15 protein-coding genes are annotated in these 18,853 nt (G+C 71.6%); 13 read left to right on the top strand and 2 right to left on the bottom strand.

Translation table 11 applies throughout. The features are described from left to right. The first annotated feature begins 233 nt into the window (after positions 1 to 233). Positions 234 to 785, top strand: coding sequence for a hypothetical protein (locus AB0M43_RS00850; RefSeq protein WP_363719851.1), 552 nt, complete (start codon positions 234 to 236; stop codon positions 783 to 785). 290 nt (positions 786 to 1,075) lie between these two features. After that, the gene (locus tag AB0M43_RS00845; protein WP_363719849.1) at positions 1,076 to 1,762 is read left to right on the top strand and encodes a hypothetical protein; all 687 of its coding nucleotides are present in this window, start codon (positions 1,076 to 1,078) and stop codon (positions 1,760 to 1,762) included. A gap of 39 nt (positions 1,763 to 1,801) precedes the next feature. Here the strand turns inward: AB0M43_RS00845 and AB0M43_RS00840 are convergent, their stop codons facing one another. After that, positions 1,802 to 2,524 (bottom strand): response regulator transcription factor, encoded by a 723-nt coding sequence (locus AB0M43_RS00840; RefSeq protein ID WP_363719847.1) that lies wholly within the window; start codon positions 2,522 to 2,524, stop codon positions 1,802 to 1,804. 236 nt (positions 2,525 to 2,760) lie between these two features. On the opposite strand from AB0M43_RS00840, the gene AB0M43_RS00835 reads away from it, so the two are divergent. The 5 genes from AB0M43_RS00835 to AB0M43_RS00815 all read left to right on the top strand — a co-directional run bounded on the left by AB0M43_RS00835 (position 2,761) and on the right by AB0M43_RS00815 (position 8,149). Beyond that, entirely contained in the window at positions 2,761 to 3,723 is a 963-nt protein-coding gene (locus AB0M43_RS00835; RefSeq protein ID WP_363719845.1) for a LysR family transcriptional regulator, read from the top strand. Positions 3,724 to 4,103: 380 nt separating this feature from the next. After that, entirely contained in the window at positions 4,104 to 6,599 is a 2,496-nt protein-coding gene (locus AB0M43_RS00830) for a collagenase (RefSeq protein WP_363719843.1), read from the top strand. A gap of 193 nt (positions 6,600 to 6,792) precedes the next feature. Beyond that, positions 6,793 to 7,239 carry an SRPBCC family protein gene (locus tag AB0M43_RS00825; RefSeq protein WP_363719841.1) on the top strand — a complete coding sequence of 149 codons (447 nt, stop codon included), beginning with the start codon at positions 6,793 to 6,795 and terminating at the stop codon, positions 7,237 to 7,239. Further along, a complete protein-coding gene (locus AB0M43_RS00820) occupies positions 7,236 to 7,649 on the top strand; it encodes an EVE domain-containing protein (RefSeq protein WP_363719839.1) in 414 nt (137 codons plus the stop codon). The genes AB0M43_RS00825 and AB0M43_RS00820 overlap by 4 nt, the downstream gene beginning before the upstream one ends. Beyond that, positions 7,646 to 8,149 (top strand): MarR family transcriptional regulator, encoded by a 504-nt coding sequence (locus AB0M43_RS00815; protein ID WP_363719837.1) that lies wholly within the window; start codon positions 7,646 to 7,648, stop codon positions 8,147 to 8,149. The genes AB0M43_RS00820 and AB0M43_RS00815 overlap by 4 nt, the downstream gene beginning before the upstream one ends. Before the next feature lie 85 nt (positions 8,150 to 8,234). Here AB0M43_RS00815 and AB0M43_RS00810 read toward each other — a convergent pair whose 3' ends face one another. Further along, a complete protein-coding gene (locus tag AB0M43_RS00810; protein WP_363719835.1) occupies positions 8,235 to 9,146 on the bottom strand; it encodes a hypothetical protein in 912 nt (303 codons plus the stop codon). A gap of 187 nt (positions 9,147 to 9,333) precedes the next feature. Here AB0M43_RS00810 and AB0M43_RS00805 point away from each other — a divergent pair, with 187 nt between their 5' ends. From AB0M43_RS00805 to AB0M43_RS00780, 6 genes are all read left to right on the top strand, one after another. Next, a complete protein-coding gene (locus AB0M43_RS00805) occupies positions 9,334 to 10,482 on the top strand; it encodes a hydrolase (RefSeq protein WP_363719833.1) in 1,149 nt (382 codons plus the stop codon). Between the two features lie 124 nt (positions 10,483 to 10,606). Further along, positions 10,607 to 11,821, top strand: a complete 1,215-nt coding sequence (locus AB0M43_RS00800; RefSeq protein ID WP_363719831.1) for a histidine kinase — start codon at positions 10,607 to 10,609, stop codon at positions 11,819 to 11,821. A 92-nt stretch (positions 11,822 to 11,913) separates the two neighbouring features. Beyond that, positions 11,914 to 12,516 carry a response regulator transcription factor gene (locus tag AB0M43_RS00795; protein ID WP_363720909.1) on the top strand — a complete coding sequence of 201 codons (603 nt, stop codon included), beginning with the start codon at positions 11,914 to 11,916 and terminating at the stop codon, positions 12,514 to 12,516. 152 nt (positions 12,517 to 12,668) lie between these two features. Continuing rightward, complete coding sequence (locus AB0M43_RS00790; protein ID WP_363719829.1) at positions 12,669 to 13,208, top strand: hemerythrin domain-containing protein; 540 nt, start codon at positions 12,669 to 12,671, stop codon at positions 13,206 to 13,208. Between the two features lie 122 nt (positions 13,209 to 13,330). Next, the gene (locus tag AB0M43_RS00785) at positions 13,331 to 15,925 is read left to right on the top strand and encodes a M4 family metallopeptidase (protein WP_363719827.1); all 2,595 of its coding nucleotides are present in this window, start codon (positions 13,331 to 13,333) and stop codon (positions 15,923 to 15,925) included. A 253-nt stretch (positions 15,926 to 16,178) separates the two neighbouring features. Beyond that, positions 16,179 to 18,746 carry a tetratricopeptide repeat protein gene (locus AB0M43_RS00780; RefSeq protein ID WP_363719825.1) on the top strand — a complete coding sequence of 856 codons (2,568 nt, stop codon included), beginning with the start codon at positions 16,179 to 16,181 and terminating at the stop codon, positions 18,744 to 18,746. Positions 18,747 to 18,853: the final 107 nt, after the last annotated feature.

Here is an 18,853-nt window from a genome sequence, read left to right as displayed (position 1 = left end):
CTTTTTCACTATCTGCGACGCGACCCGATTCGGGGCACCGGAAGGCCCGGTCCGTCGTTGAGACCCGGGGTCGTTCCCACCGTTGGGGGTGGCCACCGGATCTCGGGGTGTCTCCGATCAAGCTCCCTCGGGTCCACACCCGCGGGCCGTCCGCCCGGTGTCGGCCGCCGGCCCGCGGGTGCCCGCGCCAGCACCGGCCGGTGCCCGGTGGCCGCCGTGCGTACTGTGAAGCGATGCTGGATGCCCTCGAGTCGTCGCGCCGTCGACAGCGCGCCGTGTGGTGGGCGGTCTGCGCGGCCGTGGTGGCCGTGGTGGCCGGGCTCGCGCTGTGGCCGACAGCGCGGAACGCCTGGCCGGCGGAGGGGGAGTGTGTCGAGCTGGAATCCGGCGCGAAGATGTGCGCGCCGGGACCCCTCGGTGGCCGGGACGGCCGGATGCCGACCCGGGCGGAGTTCGAGGCCAGTGATCGGCTGCTCGCGCTCGAGTTCGCCGGCTCGTGGGAGATGGGCGCCCCGCCGCTGGAGCTCCCCGGCGGCTCCTACAGGCTGTGGGCGGCCTGTGAGGGCGGTGGCACGGTGCGGGTCGAGGTGGTGGGCGGAACCCGGAAGTTGGGCTCGATGACCGTCGGGTGCGACGGCCGGATGGGCATGGCCATGGGTTTCACCTCTCCGACCCGGCTCGACGAGAACGGCGTCACCCTGCACCCCGAACCGACGACCTTCACCGCGACGGCCTTCAGCGGCCGGGTGACGAACGCCGAGTTCTTCGTCGGGCGATCCCGCTAGCCCGCACCCGCACGACCCTCCACGTCCACCGGGTCTGCCCCGGGGAGCCCGTCCTCGTGCACCGTCCGGCGCGCCGTGGACCGGCTCCGAGGCCTCGGCTACCCGGTGGAGGCGTCCCCCGGCAGGAGTTCCCCGTCCGGCGGGCGCCCAACCTCGCCAGGGCAGGCTGTGGGCCCCGGGTACCCGTCGAATGCGGTTTGTGTGTGGTGGGCTGTCGGTAGTGCGACTGTCCAGTGTGGCGTCTCGGCGGCACCATGGAACGACCAGTGTGCCGCCTGCGGGAGGTAGTCATGGTCGACCCCCACAACCCGGCGACGCAGCCGCCCGAGAAGCCGTGGGTCCGGTGGCTGAAGTGGCTGGTGCCCAGCGGGTTCCTCGGCCTGCTCGTCATCGCCGTGGTGCCGGTCTGGATGCAGCGCGCCGCCCCGCCCACCACCACCACACCCCCGGCCAGTTCCGCGCCCGCGACCCCGCTCCCGCCGAGCGCCCCGCCAGCCACGGGCCCCGGCTCCAGCGGCCCCCCGGCGCCGGGCCCGCAACCCGGACCGGTCCAGCCGACATGGCCGAACCCGGTTCCGACGCCGGTTCCGACCGTGCCACCGGTCCCGAAGTTCGCCTTCGACCGGTCCGCGCCCGTGCACTGGTACTCCATCGTCAAGGGGACCGGGCCCGAGCCGGCCACGAAACACGCGGTGATCTTCGTGCAGCCCCCGGGCGGGCGGTACCACTACGGGCAGCCGGTCACGTTCAAGTCCGACGGCACCTGGGAGTCGGCGAAGATCTGCTTCGGCGGCCCGGCCGACACGGCCACGACCTTCCGGTTGTACGCCCGAGCGGTCACCGCCGACGAGGCCAGGGCGCTCGACGACACGAACGGGACCGATTTCGCGGTCGACGCCCCCTACGGCTCGCCCCTCGCGGAGGGGGAGGTGAAGCGCGACGGGACCGCGGGGAGCTGTGCGACGGGTCCGTGGTGACGACCGCCGGCCGACCGGCCAGGCACCTGGTGACGCCCGTCAGCTGGCCGGACCCCGGGACGTCGCGTCGTCCGGCGCGCGCAGCGCCACCCCCAACCCCCGGGAACTGTGCAGATAGCGCGGCCGGGCGGCGCTCTCGCCGAGCTTGGAACGCAACCGCGACAACAACACGTCGATACTGCGGCAGGAGGGGGACGGCCGGTCCAGGCGGAGCCGGGTGGCGAGCAGTTCGCGGGGGAGTACCCGGCCCGGGTGTTCGCTCAGGCACGCCAGCAGGTCGAACTCGGCCTGGGTCAGGTGCAGGGGAGCGCCCCGCAGCGAGGCCTCCCGGGCGCCGACGTCGAGGTGCAGCTGTCCCACGACCCGGGCCCGGGGCGGCGGCGGGCACGGTACGCGGCGCAGGACGGCCGTGACCTGGGCGTCCACCAGTGCGGCGGTCACGTGTTCCGTCCAGCAGCCGTCGGCGCCCGCGTCGAGCATCCGGACGACCTCGGCGTCGGGCTGGCCGGCGGCGCAGACGATGACGGGGCGGCCCGAGGCGAGCCGGACGAGGCGGAGGACGAGGAGGCTGTCGACGCCGTGCGCGTACGGGTTCATGACCACGACGTCGGGGCGGCCGTGGGTGGGTTGGGACAGGTCGGACAGTACCTCGCCGACGTGGTGCAGGGGGAGGGCCGAGACGTGGTACCCCCGGACGGTCAGGTTCGTGGCGGTGGACTGGCGGCGGTCGGTGTCCTCGTCGATGAGCAGGATGTTCGTCATGTGCCCGCTCCCGTCCCGTGACCGGCACCGGCGTGCGCCGGCCGCCGCTGTCGTGTGTCCGCGGCTCCGTGACAGCCGCCGTCGTGCGCTCGCGGCCCTGTGACAGCCGCTGTCGCGCGCCGACGGCCTTCACCCCTACCGCCGCCGACCTCGCGGTGCAGGCACCGCCGGCGCGCACCCGCAGCCTCGCACGCGACGGGGACGCGCGGTCATACCGGCGTGTATAACGTTGGTCTATGGATCTCGAGGTACGGCACCTGCGCGCGATCTGCGTGATCGCCGAAGCCGGGAGCCTCTCGCGCGCCGCCCGCCACCTGGCCGTGTCGCAGCCCGCGCTGACGGCCCTGCTGCAACGCGTCGAGCGTTCCCTCGGCGGGGCGCTGTTCGCGCGGAGCCGCCTCGGCGTGGTCCCGACGCCGCTGGGGGACCGCGCGGTGCGCCGGGCCCGGCTGGTACTGGCCGAATTGGATGGTTTCGTCGGGGACCTGTCGCAGGGCGATCTGCGGCCGGCCGCGCCGTTGCGGCTGGGACTGCCGCACATGGAGTGCTACGCGGCGATCCTGTGGGAGGTGGCCGCCGAGCTGCCGGAACGCGAGGTCACGCTGTACGTGGACCCGTCCGCCGCCGCGTTGTCCGACGCGCTGGCCCAGGACCGGCTCGACATCGCGGTGGTCGGCACCCCGGAGGACCGGCAGGCGGTGACGGTCCCGGAGCTGGCCCACCGGCTGTTCGTGGCCCGGACGCCGTGCTGTGTGGCGCTGTCCGCCGACCATCCGCTCGCCGCGCGCGAGGAGATCGAGCTGGCGGACCTGGCGGCGGAGGCGTGGATCGGGCCGTGCGGGGCCGACGACGGGACGCTGGCCCAGTTCCGGGCGGCGTGCCGGCGGGCCGGGTTCGACCCCCGGGTCCGGTTCCAGGTGCCGAGCGGGGGCGGCCGGCAGCTGATCGAGTCCGGGCAGGCGGTGGAGCTGGTCGGGCCGACGTCGCTGTCGACTGCCGGGGTGGCGGTGCGGCGGCTGGCGGGGAACCCGATGTACGGGCAGCTGCTGGTGGTGTGGCGGCGGTCGCGGGTGTCGGCGGCGGTGGCGGAGCGGGTGTTCCTCGCGGCGGCGCGGGTGTACACGGAGCACGCCGAGCGGAGCCCGGTGTACGGGCCGTGGTGGGCGGCGAATCCGGAGGCCCATCCGCGGGTCGCCTGAGACCGACCCCGACCCCGACCGCGCCCTGCCCGCGCCCGCGCCTCCGACCCCGACTCCGACCCCAACCCGCCCGCGACCCCGACCCCGACCGTGCCCCGCCCGCGCCCCGGACCCCGACCCCAACCCGCCCGCGACCTCAACCCCGACCCCGACCCCGACGGTGGCGGGGTCTGAAGGTCGGCCTGTCCGGCGACGACGAGGGCGACCCGGCCATCCAGCCCCACCGATACCTCATACGAGCACCGCTCTTAGGCTCCCGGCAAGGTTCGGGCTGTCCGAGGTGAACAGGACACTAAGCACGGTTGTGACGTGATGGGTGACACCTTACGTTTCGTGCACCGGCCGACCGGGGCCGGACCGATCCCCTCTCGGAGACCCCAGTGACAACGAGACCGACCCGAACACGCACCCTGTTGGCCCTGCTCACCACGGCCGCCCTCGTCACGGGCCTGGCCCTGACCAGCGCGCCCGCCCAGGCCGGCCCCACCAGGATCGAGGCCGGCGGTACCCGCGCACCGGCCCCGCCGGCGGCCACCGCCACCGCGGACCGCACCGCCCCCGCGCACGGCACCCAGAAGGCCCGGCCGGAACTCCCGCCGTCCCTGGCGGACACCCGTCCGTCGACGGCGAACGCCGGCCTCGCGGCCGCCGCCTGCGCCCCGTCCGACTTCGGCTCCAAGACGGGCGCCGCGCTCGTCACCTACGTGCGGACGAACACCACCACCTGCATCAACACCCTGTTCTCGCTCAGCGGCACCGCCGTGTACGACGTGTTCCGCGAGGCCCAGATGGTCACGGTCGCCAACGCGTACCGGGACTCGGCCGTCACCTACAACGGCACCAACTCCGCCGGCCTGGAGCAGCTCGCGCTGTTCCTGCACGCCGGCTACTACGTGCAGTGGGGCAACCAGCCCACCATCCCGTACGGCGCGCCGCTGGAGAACGCGATGCGGGCCGGCCTGGACGCGTTCTACGCGAACTCGCACCTGCTCGACGTGAACGACGCGCACGGGGCGATCCTGTCGGAGTCGCTGATCCTGATCAACTGCACGGTGGAGGCGGCCCGGTACCTCGCGCCGTTGAAGCGGCTGCTCAACGCCTTCAACACGGGCACCTACTCGCCGTACCGGAACATGCTCGGGGCGACGAACAACGTGTACGTCGCGCTGTTCCGGGGGCACAACGACTCCCGGCTGGGCGCGGCCGTGACCGCCGACCCGAGCATCCTGGACGCGTTGTACTCCTTCGCGGCGAACCACCTCGACCTGCTCACGGGGGACTGGGCGATCCTGGACTCCAACGCGGGGCTGGAGCTGGGCCGGTTCCTGCAGTACCCGGCGTTGCAGGCGAAGACCCGGCCGCTGGCCAAGGGGCTGCTCACCGCCTCGGCGATGACGGGGCCGAAGGCGCGGCTGTGGGTGGCCGTGGCGGGCATGGCCGACTTCTACGACCGGCCGCAGTGTTCCTACTACGGCATCTGTGACCTGGCGAACCGGCTCAAGGCCGCCGCGCTGCCGATCACGCACGTCTGCGACCCGGGGCACACGATCCGCGCCCAGTCGATGACGGCCGCCGAACTCGCCGCCACGTGCACGAGCGTGCAGAACCAGGACGCGTACTTCCACGCCATCGTCGCCGACCCCGGCCCGGTGGCCAACGACCGCAACACCAACATCGAGATCGTCGCGTTCGACAGCAGCGACGACTACCAGATGTACGCCGGGGCCATCTTCGGCATCGACACGAACAACGGCGGCATGTACCTGGAGGGCGACCCGTCCGTCGTCGGCAACCAGGCGCGGTTCATCGCCTACGAGGCCGAGTGGATGCGCCCGACCTTCGCGATCTGGAACCTCAACCACGAGTACACCCACTACCTGGACGGCCGCTACAACATGTACGGCGACTTCGGGGCCGGACAGGTCGTCCCGGACATCTGGTGGATCGAGGGCTTCGCCGAGTACGTCTCCTACGGCTACCGGGGCGAGGACTACACGGCGGCTATCACCGAGGCGGGCACGCACCGGTACGCGCTGAGCACGCTGTTCCAGACCACGTACGCCAACACGAACCAGACCCGGACCTACAACTGGGGCTACCTGGCGGTGCGCTACATGCTGGAGAAGCACCGTTCCGACGTGCTGACCATCCTGGGCAAGTTCCGCACCGGGGACTACACCGGCGGCTACAACTACTACAACTCGACGATCGGCACCCGGTACGACGCCGACTTCAACACCTGGCTCACCGCGTGCGCGGCCGGGGCGTGCGCCGGCGGCGGCACCCCGACCAACATCCCGCCGACCTCGGCGTTCGACGCGGTGGTCACGGGGCTCAGCGTCGCGCTGACCGACCGGTCCACGGACTCCGACGGCACGATCTCGTCGCGTTCGTGGAACTTCGGCGACGGCACCACGTCCACGGCCACCAACCCGACGAAGGCCTACACCACGGCCGGCACCTACACGGTCACGCTGACCGTCACCGACAACAAGGGGGCCACCGGCACCAGTAGCCGCGCGGTCACCGTCGGGTCGGGCAGCCTGCCCGAGTGCACGGGCGGCGACATCCGCACCCTGGGCAAGAACTGCCAGCGCACCAACCGGGGCGCGACCACCGGCAACTACGACTACTTCTACCTCGTGATCCCCGCCGGCACCGCCCAACTGCGGATCACCTCCTCGGGGGGTGCCGGCAACTGCGACCTCTACTACAACTCCAGCAGCTGGGCGTACACCACCAGCTACACCAGCCGCTCGACCGGCCCGAACAACAGCGAGACGCTGACCGTCGGCAACCCGCGGGCCGGCACCCACTACGTCAGCCTGCACGCGGTCGGCACCTGTTCCGGGGTGACGGTCAAGACCGAGTTCTGACGGGTACGAGGAACCACACGGTCCGCCCGCGCGCTCCCCACGGCGCGCGGGCGGACCTTCGCTTCGGTTGTGTGCCGGGCCCGGGCAGAGGGGAGGAGTCGGCGACCCGCGCGGGCTCAGCGCCGGGGACACCGGGTCGAGCGGCCCGGGCCCCCGACTTGACGGAAAGATAGTAAGCGCGCATAGTTGTTTCATGATGATCGCGCAGGCAGAAGTCACCTCCCCGGCCGCCCCGTCGGCCTTCTTCGACCGCTGGGCCGACATGGCCACCTGGCCGGAATGGAACACCGACACCGACTGGGTCCGGCTCGACGGCCCGTTCGTCCCCGGGGCCACCGGCGTGCTCAAGCCCAAGGGCGGCCCGAAGGTGCGGTTCGTCGTGGCGGCGCTCGTGCCCGACCGCGAGTTCACCGACGTCTCGACGCTGTTCGGCGCCCGGCTGACGTTCCGGCACCTGGTCGAACGCACCCCGGCCGGCACGCGCGTCGCCGTGACCGTGGACCTGACCGGGCCGCTCGGCCGGCTGTGGAACCTGGTGCTCGGCAAGGGCATCAAGGCCAGCCTCCAGGCCGACCTGGACCGCCTCGCCGCCGTCGCGGCCGGCCGGGGCGCGGACACCGCGCGGCAGGGCGCCGCGTGAGGTTCTGGCTGGGCGTCGTCTGCCGCGACCACGTGCTCCGGGGCACCGCGCTCGGCATCGCCCAGCTCGGCCACGGCAAACGGACCGGCCTGGCCCGGCTGTCCGCCGGCGACTGGCTGGTCTACTACTCGCCCCGCACGAGCCTGCGCGGCGGCGACCCGCTCCGGGCGTTCACCGCGATCGGCGTGGTCGCCGACGACGAGATCTGGCAGGCCGACGAGGGCGACTTCCAGCCGTGGCGCCGTAGGATCCGCTACGTGCCGGACCCGACGGAGACCCCTGTCCACGACCTCGCGGACCTCGACCTGACCGCCGACCCGAACTGGGGGTACGCGCTGCGCCGGGGTCTGCTCGAACTCACCCGGGAGGACTTCCGGTCCATCCGGGCGGCCATGGTCGGCGCGGCGTGACCGGGCACGACCGCCGGCTGGCCACCGACTTCCCCGAGGCCGCCGACAGCCCCGGCCTGCTGCTCTGGCAGGTCACCCACCGCTGGCAGGCGGCCCAGCGGGCGGCGCTGAAGCCGTTCGGGCTGACGCACGTCCAGTTCGTGCTGCTGGCGTCGTTGACGTGGCTGGCCACCGACGGGCCGGTCACCCAGAAGCACCTGGCCGACCACGCCGCGACCGACCCGATGATGACCTCCCAGGTGCTGCGCGCCCTGGAGGCCCAGGATCTCGTGCACCGCCTGCCGCACCCGACGGACCGCCGGGCCCGGGCCCTGGCCGTGACCCCCGAGGGCGAAGCCCTGGCCAACCGGGCCGTGGTCGCGGTCGAGGCCTGCGACCGGGCGTTCTTCGCGACCCTCGGCGGGGGAGCCGGCGCGTTCACCCGGGCGCTGCGCACCCTGCGCGACGCCCCCGGTGCCGTGCCGCGCCCACCAGCCGTCGGAACCCGCCACGTTTCGTGAACGTCGCCACCCGCAGGGGGAGCGCGCGGCGGGCGATCGTCGTGACCCGGCCACCACGGAACCCGGGAGTGATCACGGGACGCCACTAGAAGTGGCCGTCCGAGGTGTCGGGTTGGGGTGGCCGCCAGCTGCGGTCCAGGACGATCCAGGGATTGATCTGGTGCAGGACCGACGTGCCGAACAGCGCGACGGCCAGCTCCGCCTCCCGAACGGTGCGCGGCTCCTCGCGCGGGCGGGACGGGCCGAGATCCGCGTACCGCTGCCGGGCCAACGCCACGACGCGCTCGCCCCGGCAGGTGATCTCCGGCAGCCAGCGCCCCAAGGTCATGTGCGGGCGTGCCACGAACCCGGCGATCAGTCCGAACACGACCACCACGGCCAGACGCCACCAGGCGTGGTCCAGGGCGAGCCACGCGCCGACCGGCACCGCGGCACCGGCCGCGAGGGCCGAGAGTGGGTGCAGCCGGCTCCACTCGCCGGGGAACTCCAGCCGCTCCGGGCGGAGGTAGCCGGCGGCCGCCAGCCGCTCGACCTTGTTGTCGAGCCGCGCCCCCGTCGGTCTCAGATCACTCAGGTGAAAAGCTCTGCCGTTGACCAGCGATGGGTTCGGGGCTCCGAAGATCGGCCGCGGAGGGTCGTGGTCGCGCAGGTCGGTGTGGTCCTCCGGTCGCGCGCCCTCCAGGACCCAGCGCGGCTCGTCGTCGGCGTACCGCTTCTCGTCGAGCCGCCGGATCATGCCGCTCGTGACGAGGCGGGCGAGGATCACCTCGGTGATCCGGTCACGGGGATTCCAGCCGTCGGCCGCGAGGTAGGCCAGTGACAGGACGTCCAGCTCGTCGACCGACCCGGCGGCGACGTCGGCCTCGGCCTCGGCGCGCTCGCGTGCCAGGTGCTCCGCCCAACGTTTCTCGCCCCGTGCTTCGTCCAGATACGTCTTGGCGAACGTGATGACCCCGGTCAGTAGGACGTACGCGACGGCAGCAAGCCAAGTCCACATTAGACAATAATATCCACGGGCATCGTCAGATGTCGGGAGCCGCCGCCGTCAGCGGCGGTCACCTCGCCGGTCAGTGTAGGCCGTGGGAGGGTATGACAGGTGTCACCGGTCGGCCGTGACAGCCTCACCGATACCGGTGCGGAACGGCACTACGGCCGGGGTCGGCCGGCGCGAAGACTCAGTACCCATGAGTGGTGTCTTCGCCTTCGCCCTCGCGTCGGCTCTCAGCCTCGTCCACGCGCTGCCCGCCACGGCCCCGGCCACCCCGGAGCCCCCCTTCCAGCTCGTCCTGCCCGCGCCCACCGGCCCCGAGCGGGTCGGCACCGTGTCCCTGCACCTCGTCGACCGGTCCCGCCCCGACCCGTGGGTGCCGACCGAGCCGGCCCGCGAACTGATGGTCCAGATCTGGTACCCGGCCAGTGACGTCCGGGGCCATCCCCGCGCCCCGTGGGTGACCCCGGGGGTGGGGGCCGTCCTCAACCCGCCCGGCTCGCCGGTGGCGCTGCCCGTCACCCACGCCCACACGGGTGCCCCGGTCGACCGGGGCCGGCACCCGGTGATCGTGTACTCGCCCGGCATGGGCCAGGAGCGCACGTCGAGCACCGCGCTCGTCGAGGACCTGGCCAGCCGGGGCTACGTCGTGGTCACGATCGACCACCCGCACGACGCGAGGGTGGTCGAGTTCCCGGGTGGCCGGCTCGCCCAGCAGGCGCTGCCCGTGCCCACCGACCCCGCCGACATGGACCGGATCGTCGCCAAGGCCCTCGCGGTCCGGGTCACCGACACCCGGTTCACGCTCGACCGGCTGGCGGCCCTCGACCGGGGGCACAACCCGGACGAGGAACGCCGTCCGCTGCCGCGCGGCCTGGCCGGGGCCCTGGACCTGTCCCGGGTCGGCATGGTCGGCCACTCCCTGGGCGGGGCCGCCGCCGCGCAGACGATGTTCGAGGACCCGCGGGTCAAGGTCGGCGCCGACCTGGACGGCACGGTCTCCGGCACGGTCGTCGAGGGCGGCCTGGACCGGCCGTTCCTGCTGCTCGGCGCGCCCGGCGACGACCCGAGCTGGACGGCGCTGTGGTCCCGGCTGCGCGGCCCCCGGCACCGCCTGGAACTGGCCCGCTCGGGTCACATGTCGTTCACCGACTACCAGGTGCTGCTGCCCCAGGCCCGGGTACCGGACCTGGAGCCCGCGCTCGGCACCATCGACGGGGACCGGTCGATCGCGGTGCAGCGGGTCTACCTGCGGGCCTACTTCGACAGGTACCTGCTGTGCCGGGACTCGGGGCTGCTCGACCGGCCGTCGGCCCGGTACCCGGAAATGCTGTTCCAGCCCTAGGTTGTGGCTCGTGGGTCCCGCCGGCCAGGATCCACGGGCCACCCGGCGGAGCGTCCCCGTCGGTGCCCGGCACCGGCGGGGACCGACCATACTCGGGGGACACGACGACAGGAGGGCGGCGCGGATGGGCGTGACGGGGTGGTGGCGCTCGCGCGGCCTGGCGGCCCGGGTGGACCTGTGCGTCCGGATCTCCTTCTACCTGAACCTGGCCGCCGCCCCGTTCCTGGTCGCCGGGGCCGCGCGGGCCGACGCCGGGGGGACGGGGGTGTGGGCTGCGGGCGCGTTCGCCGCCGTGCACGCCCTGGTGTGCGCGTTCCTGGTCCGCGCCGGCCTCGACCACTATCTCGGCCGCCGCGACCGGCCGCTCGGCCTGATCGCCGGGGCCGGGACCCTGACGGTGGCCGGGTGCGCCAGCGCGCTGCTCGCCTGGCCGGACGCCGCGCCGGGCCAGCCGTCCGGTCCGAGCGGGGCGCTCCCGCTGATGCTGATCGTGGCGTTCCTGACCGCCCTGGCCACCGCCGTGCGGCCCCGGGTCACGATCGCCGCGGGACTGCTCGCCTGCGCCGGGGTGTACGCGCTCTCCGTCGCCGCGGGCGATGCCGGCCCGCTGGGCGCGGCGGTCGGCATGGCCATGCTGCTCCTGGTCACGGGTGTCATCAGCCGGGTCTCGGCGTGGATGCTCGGCGTGCTGTGGGAACTGGACCGGTCCCGGCACGTGCAGGCCGAGCTCGCCGTCGTCGAGGAGCGGCTGCGCTTCGCCCGGGACCTGCACGACGTGGTCGGCCGGTCCCTGTCGGTGGTCGCGCTCAAGGCCGAACTGGCCGCCCAGCTGTCCCGGCGCGGCCGGGCCGAGGCCACCGACGAGATGCTGGAGGTCCGCCGGATCGCGCGGGAGTCCCTGGCGGAACTCCGGGCGGTCGTCGGCGGGTACCGGGCCGCCGACCTCGACGTCGAACTGTCCGGGGCCCGGGCGCTGCTGGCCTCCGCCGGCATCGCGTGCGAGGTGGTCGGGGACGGCGGCGACCTGCCCCCGGACGTGCAGGGCACCCTCGGCTGGGTGGTGCGGGAGGCGACGACCAACGTGCTGCGGCACAGCGAGGCCCGTTCGTGCGTGATCACGCTGCGCCGGTCCGGGGCCGGGGAGGTCACGCTCACCATGGACAACGACGGGGTGCCCGCCGACGCCCGGGTCCGGTTCGGCAGCGGCCTGACCGGGTTGACCGAACGGGTCGGGGGCCTGGGCGGCACGGTGACGGCCGGCCGGCGGCCACCGGACGGGTTCCGGCTGGCGGCGGAGGTACCGCTGACGCTGGCCGTGGCCCCGGGGGTCCGGCCGTGACGCCGGCACCCGGCCCGACCGGGGTGGGCGCCGGCCCGCCGGACCCGGCACCCGGCCCCGGCCCCGGAGCCGGCGGGGTCTCTGCCACCCCGATCCGGATCCTGCTCGCCGACGACGAGCACCTGGTCCGGGGCGCGATGGCCGCCCTGCTGGCCCTGGAGGACGACCTGCTCGTGGTCGCCCAGGCCGCCACCGGGGCCGAGGCGCTGGCGATGACCCGCGCCCTGCGTCCCGACGTGGCCCTGCTCGACCTCCAGATGCCGGACCTCGACGGCGTGGCCGTGGCCGCGGCCCTGCACGCCGAGCTGCCCACCTGCCGCACCGTGATCGTGACCAGCCACGGCCTGCCCGGGCACCTCCGGCGCGCGCTGGCCGCCGGGGTGCGCGGCTTCCTGCCCAAGACCGTCTCGGCCGAGACCCTCGCGACCGTGGTCCGGGTCGTGCACGGCGGCGGCCGGTACGTGGATCCGCAGCTGGCGGCCGAGGCGATCAGCGCGGGGGCCAGTCCGTTGACGCCCCGCGAGGCCGATGTGCTGGCCCTGGCCGCCGAGGGCGCGCCGGTGGAGGAGATCGCCCGCCGGGCCGCCCTGTCGCCGGGGACGGTGCGCAACTACCTGTCCTCGGCGGTGGGGAAGACGGGCACGGCCAACCGGCACGAGGCGGTCCGGGTCGCCCGGGGGCACGGCTGGATCTGACGCCCGGGGCCCACGGGTCACGGCCCGTCCCGCCCGTCACGGCCGGCCCCCGCCCGTCACGCGGTCCCGCCCGTCACGGCCGGATCCGCCGCGCCCGGCACCGCACCCGCCGGCCGGCATGTTTGACCCGGGCCGCCCCGGGATATCTCCTGGTGGCACTGACGACACCGGCAGACGGGCGGACCACCATGGACGACATCACGGCGCTGATCCTCGACGACCACGCGGCCTTCCGGCGCGGCTTCGCCCGGCTGGACGACGCCGCCGACGTCGGGCAGCAGCGCGCCGTGTGGGAGCCGCTGGCCCTGTACCTGGAGATCCACGCGGAGGCCGAGGAGCGGATCCTGTACCCGCACCTGGTCCGGCGGGGCGGCCCGGACGCCGACGAGGAGACCGAGGACGCGATCGGCGACCACAACAAGATCCGGGACGCGATCGCGGCGTCGCGTACCCATGAGATCGGTTCTGACGCGTGGTGGAAGGCGGTCTGGGACGCCCGCCGGGAGAACACCGAGCACCTCGGCGAGGAGGAGGACGAGGCGCTGCCGGACTTCCGCCGGCACGCGACGGTCGAGCTGCGCGCGGAACTCGCCCAGCAGTGGCTGGCGTTCTACGCGGAGCACCCGTCGGGCGCGGGCCTGACGTTCCGGGACAAGGATCCGGAGCGGTTCGTGGCGAAGTACACCAAGTGACGCTCCGCTGAGAGGTTGTTGACACAGCGAAAACATGAAGAGTCTTTACACGAGTAGACATCGACTGTTACAGATGTCTCAGCGGTGTGACACCGCTGCCCCTCTCGGCTAGGAGACTCGTCATGAGAAGTTCCATCGCCGCACTGGGGGTCGTCGTCCTGTCGGCTGGCCTGTTGGCCAGCGTGTCCACGACAGCGACGGCCGCCCCCCACAACCCCGAACGTGACGCCCTCACCGCGGCCACCGCCGCGCTCACCGCCCACCGGGCGGACTTCGCCGGCGGGTCCGGCGACGCATACCAGGTCTACCGCACCGTCCTCGACCCCAACGGGGCCTCGCACGTGCGCTACACGCGCACCTACCAGGGCCTGCGGGTCTACGGTGGCGACTTCATCGTCCACAATGGAGCGGGTGGCGCCTTCACCGGGGCCAGCAACGGCCTCGCCGCCCCGCTCACCCTGAGCACCCGGGCCGACGTGCCCGCCGCCGCCGCCGCGAAGGCCGCGCGCGGACAGTTCCACGGCTCCGCCGCCAAGGTGGGTACGCCCGAGCTGATCGTGGACGCCGCCGACGGCCGCGGCGCCCTGGCCTGGGAGACGGTCGTGGAGGGCCTGGCTCCCGACGGGCAGACCCCGAGCAAGCTGCATGTCGTCACCGACGCCCGCACGGGCGCGGTGCGGGGCTCGTTCGACGACGTCAAGCACGCCGTCGGCACGGGCAACAGCCTCTACCTCGGCTCGGTGCCGGTGGACACGACGCTGTCGGGCAGCACGTACACGATGATCGACCCGTCGCACGGCAACGGCAACACGTGCGACATGAACAACGGCTCCTCGACGTGCACGAACTTCACCGACCCCGACAACACCTGGGGCACGGGCACCAACGCCAACCGGCAGTCGGCGGCCGTGGACGCGCACGTGGGCGCGGCGATGACGTTCGACTACTTCAAGAACGTGCACGGCCGCAACGGCATCTTCGGCAACGGCGCGGGCGTGCCGAGCCGGGTGCACTACGGCAGTAACTACGTGAACGCGTTCTGGGACGGCGCCCAGATGACGTACGGCGACGGCAACAACAAGCCGCTGGTGTCGATCGACGTGGCCGGGCACGAGATGAGCCACGGCGTCACCGAGTCGGTGGTCTCCGGCGGCCTGACCTACTCGGGCGAGTCCGGCGGCCTCAACGAGGGCACCTCGGACATCTTCGGCAACATGGTCGAGTTCTACGCCGCCAACGCCGCCGACCCGGGCGACTACAACGTCGGCGAGAAGATCGACATCAACGGCAACGGGACCCCGCTGCGGTACATGTACAACCCGACGCTCGACGGTTCCTCGCACGGCTGCTGGTCGACCAGCACGAAGAACGTCGACGTGCACTACTCCTCGGGTGTCGCGAACCACTTCTTCTTCAACCTCGCCGAGGGCACCGGGGCCACCGCGTACGGCACGTCGCCGATCTGCGGTTCCGCGCCGGGCGTCGTGGGCATCGGCCGCACGAAGGCCGAGAAGATCTGGTGGAAGGCGCTCGACGCGTACTTCACGTCGAACACCTCCTACGTCAACACGACCACGCCGGCGAACACCTCGCGGGCGTACACCCTGACGGCGGCCACCGACCTGTACGGCAGCTGCTCGCTGGAGTACAAGGCCGTCCAGGCGGCGTGGACCGCGGTGAACGTGGCCGGCAACGACGCGCCGTGCTTCTCGCAGGACTTCTCGCTGTCGGCGTCCCCGACCTCGGGTTCGGTCAACCCGGGCGGCTCGCTGACCAGCACGATCAGCACCGCCACCACGAACGGCGCCGCCCAGACCGTGACCTTCAGCGCCACCGGTGCCCCGGCCGGCGTCTCGGTCACCTTCGCCCCGTCGAGCGTCACCTCGGGCGCCTCGTCCACGGCGACGATCACGACGACCGGCTCGGTCGTGCCGGGCTCGTACCCGATCACGATCACCGGTACGGGCACCGTCGCGGTGCACACCGCCACGTACACCCTGACGGTCAACGGGCCGCCGGGATGCTCGGGCACCAACAGTTCCGACGTCGCGATCCCCGACAACGCCACGGTCACCAGCACCATCGTGATCTCCGGCTGCACGGGCAACGCCACGGCCACCAGCACCGTCGCGGTGAGCATCCTGCACACCTACATCGGTGACCTGGTCGTCAGCCTCGTCGCCCCCGACGGCACGGCCTACGTGCTGCACAACCGGGCCGGCGGCAGCGCCGACAACATCATCCAGACCTACACGGTGAACCTGTCCAGCGAGGTCGCCAACGGCGCGTGGAAGCTCCAGGTCCAGGACGCGGCGACCGCCGACGTGGGCACGATCGACACGTGGACGCTGAACCTGGGCGGCGGCGGGCCGGTCGGCTGCTCCGGCACCAACGGGAACGACGTGGCCATCCCCGACAACGCCACGGTGTCCAGCAGCATCGTGCTCGCGGGCTGCACGGGCAACGCCTCGGCCACCAGCACGGTCGCGGTGAGCATCCTGCACACCTACATCGGTGACCTGGTCGTCACGCTCGTCGCGCCGGACGGCTCGACGTACATCCTGCACAACCGGGCCGGCGGCAGCGCCGACAACATCAACCAGACCTACACGGTCAACCTGTCCACCGAGGTCCGCAACGGCACCTGGAAGCTCCAGGTCCAGGACGCCGCGGCGGCCGACGTCGGCACGATCGACAGCTGGACCCTGACGCTGTAGTCCTACGATCTGGGGACGGTGCCGCCATCCCCCGGACCCGCAACCGCGCGGCCCCGCATGCCGGGGCCGCGCGGACCCATGTCTTGTGGCCGCGCGGTCTGGGGCGCGCCGCCTGGGCGGTGTCCTCCACAGACCATGGACGGCTAACAGACAGTCCCGAAGTGGCATCGACATGCAAGACTTCCTTCAACCGGTATGTCTGCATCTTGACTGGCGGAGACTGTTCATGGCGAAGGCGAGTCGGAAGCGCTGGGTGCAGATCTCACTGGTGCTAGGTCTGGCCGGCACTATCGCGCTGGTTGCGGCTGTCGGGTTGCGCTGGCAGGTTGTCTTCCGTTTGAGTTCCGACTCAGGCAACGGGTGGATGTGGGTCGAGCGGTCGAGTTGGATTGCTGGCGTGGGCGGCCTCGTTGTCGCGTTGGTCTCAGCCCTGATACAGCGGTGGTCGAAAGCGCCAGTCCGGCAAGCCGTACCCAAGCCGCATTCGGGTGTGCCGCGATCCGCTAGCGGATCGGGGGCCGGCACGTCGACGGTCGAGGTGCCTTTCGGGCGGATCGACAAGCCAATCCACGGCCGTGATGGGCTCGTCAGAAGTCTGACCAACTTGCTGAACCGCCGCGTTGCGGGGCCACGCGTGCACATCTTGTACGGCCTTGGCGGCTGTGGCAAGACCACGGTCGCCCTGATGCTCGCTCAATGGGCTGTCCGTCGCCGTGTGGCCGTGTGGTGGGTATCGGCCGGGACGACGAATGATCTGCAGACGGGCATGCGGCACGTGGCCTCGCGGTTGGGCGCAGGGAGTGAGGAGATAGACCGGGCCTGGTCTGGTGTCGACAGCGCCACGGACCTCCTTTGGCGTCTTCTCGACCAGTCCAATGATCGGTGGCTCCTGATCGTGGACAACGCCGATGAGCCGGAGTCCCTTGCCGGATCGGGCCACGCGTTCTCGGACGCGACCGGTTGGCTGCGCTCGCCGAGCTCAGACAAGGGGCACGTCATCGTGACCAGCCGCCAAGGCGATGCTGACGTATGGGGTGCATGGTGCCGGCTGCATCCCATCCCGCTGTTGCCCGCCAGGGTCAGCGCACAGATTCTGCTCGATCACACTGGTACTGGTGCGGGCACCGTGAGGGAAGCCGAGGCATTGGCAAGCCGGCTGGGTGGCTTACCGCTGGCGTTGCGACTCGCAGGTTCATACATCGCGGAGGCGATGGCTGTGCCGTGGCAGGTCTCGACTTCCACGTTCAGCCGGTATCAGTCCTTACTCGAAGCTGGACGTCTCGACGAGGTGCTCGGCGTCAGAATCGGCAGCTCGGGCTGGACCAGCGAACAGTCCCGCGCTGTCGTAGGCAGAACCTGGGAGATGTCGCTGGATCTCCTCGGCCGACGGGGCCTTTTCCAGGCGCGGCCGTTGCTTCGGCTACTGTCGCACTTGGGTGACGCGCCGATCCCCGTTGGGCTGATTCTGCATCCGGACACACTGGCGACATTCGAGTTGTTCGACGGAATAGATGGCCTGAGGCTGTGGCGGCTGCTGCGGGCTCTGGCCCACCTCGGCCTCGTCGACCTGCCTCTTGCCTTCCCTGGATGGGATGCCGGCACCCCCGAAGTAGCCACATCCCACATGTTGACGATCCATCCGCTGGTCCGTCAGATTGGCCGCCATCAACGCGATGCTGTGGGCGGGGATACCTGTTATCTGGCCATGGCGGCTGCTGTGTTGCGTCGATCGACTGAGGATGAAGGAGCCCTGTCTGCCGAAGATCCCGAGCGCTGGGCCATCTGGGAGTCTCTGGCCCCTCACACGTTCTCGGTTGTGGGTGCTGTTGGGAGTCTTCCGGACCTGGCTCGAGAGACGGCGGAGCACATCACGGACGCGATGCTCATGACCAGCAACTACCTACGTGCGCGGGGCCTATACAGCCAGGCAGAGGCAGGGCATAGGAGGACTCTTGCCAGTTGCCGGACTGTTCTCGGTGACCGTCACCTCGGCATCATGGCCGTGCGTCATTCCTTCGCGGCAATTGTGCATGTGAGGGGGCAGTTCAAAGCCGCTGATGCCGAGTATCGAGGGGTGCTCGCCGATCGGCAGCTCGTGCTCGGCGATGTGCACGCGGATACCCTTGCCACCCGCCACCAGCTGGCGATGCTCCTCTACGATCGCGGCTGGCTCGACAGCGCCGAGGCTGAATGGCGAGAGGTAGTCACCATCAATGAAGCTGCCCGGGGCCGCGACCACCTCTTGACGATGAACAGCCGACACATGCTTGCCCGCGTATGGCTCGACCGCGGCGAACTCGAGGCTGCAGAGACGGCCTTTCAGGTCGTTCTGGCGAGTCAACGCCGCGTACTCGGCGAGGATCACCCTCGTACACTAGGCACGCGTCACGATCTTGCGCGAGTCTTGCACAAGCGTGGCCAGCTAGATGCCGCCGAGTGCGAGTACAACACCGTGTGTGACGCTCAACGACGGGTCCTGGGGCAAGATCACCGCGATTCCCTACTTACCTTGAGCCAGCTCGCAAAGGTGCTGCACGACCGAGGCTCGTTGGCCGCCGCTGAGAGTGCGTACCGTACAACCGCGAGTGTTCAGCGGCGAGTATTGGGCGAGGATCACCCGATGACGCTGACCACGTACAGCCGGCTCGCACATGTCCTGTGCGATCGTGGGGATCTCCACGCCGCTGTGGCTGTGTACGACGCCGTCCTTGCAGGGCGGCAGCGCGTTCTCGGTCCCCACCACCCGGAGACCACTTCGACATGGCGCCGTCTGTCGAGCCTGCAACACTGTCGTTCAGGCCACGGTCACCCTAACGGCTGAACACACGAGGTGATCGCGGAAACAGTGGCGCGACCTGGCAACCCGCCGAGCGCACATTCATCTGTCGTGCTTGCGTTGTCATCGCAGCGATCATGATCTGGCTCCCC

The sequence above is a fragment of the Longispora sp. NPDC051575 genome (assembly GCF_040681875.1).
In the GTDB taxonomy this organism is placed as follows: Bacteria; Actinomycetota; Actinomycetes; order Mycobacteriales; family Micromonosporaceae; genus Longispora.
This window is presented reverse-complemented; position numbering and strand designations above follow the sequence as displayed.

What these genes read in the sequence shown, in the direction of transcription:
- AB0M43_RS00850 (WP_363719851.1), top strand. Translation starts at nt 234, where the DNA reads ATGCTGGATGCCCTCGAGTCGTCGCGCCGTCGACAGCGCGCCGTGTGG.
- AB0M43_RS00845 (WP_363719849.1), top strand. Translation starts at nt 1,076, where the DNA reads ATGGTCGACCCCCACAACCCGGCGACGCAGCCGCCCGAGAAGCCGTGG.
- AB0M43_RS00840 (WP_363719847.1), bottom strand. Translation starts at nt 2,524, where the DNA reads ATGACGAACATCCTGCTCATCGACGAGGACACCGACCGCCGCCAGTCC.
- AB0M43_RS00835 (WP_363719845.1), top strand. Translation starts at nt 2,761, where the DNA reads ATGGATCTCGAGGTACGGCACCTGCGCGCGATCTGCGTGATCGCCGAA.
- AB0M43_RS00825 (WP_363719841.1), top strand. Translation starts at nt 6,793, where the DNA reads ATGATGATCGCGCAGGCAGAAGTCACCTCCCCGGCCGCCCCGTCGGCC.
- AB0M43_RS00810 (WP_363719835.1), bottom strand. Translation starts at nt 9,146, where the DNA reads ATGTGGACTTGGCTTGCTGCCGTCGCGTACGTCCTACTGACCGGGGTC.
- AB0M43_RS00805 (WP_363719833.1), top strand. Translation starts at nt 9,334, where the DNA reads ATGAGTGGTGTCTTCGCCTTCGCCCTCGCGTCGGCTCTCAGCCTCGTC.
- AB0M43_RS00800 (WP_363719831.1), top strand. Translation starts at nt 10,607, where the DNA reads ATGGGCGTGACGGGGTGGTGGCGCTCGCGCGGCCTGGCGGCCCGGGTG.
- AB0M43_RS00785 (WP_363719827.1), top strand. Translation starts at nt 13,331, where the DNA reads ATGAGAAGTTCCATCGCCGCACTGGGGGTCGTCGTCCTGTCGGCTGGC.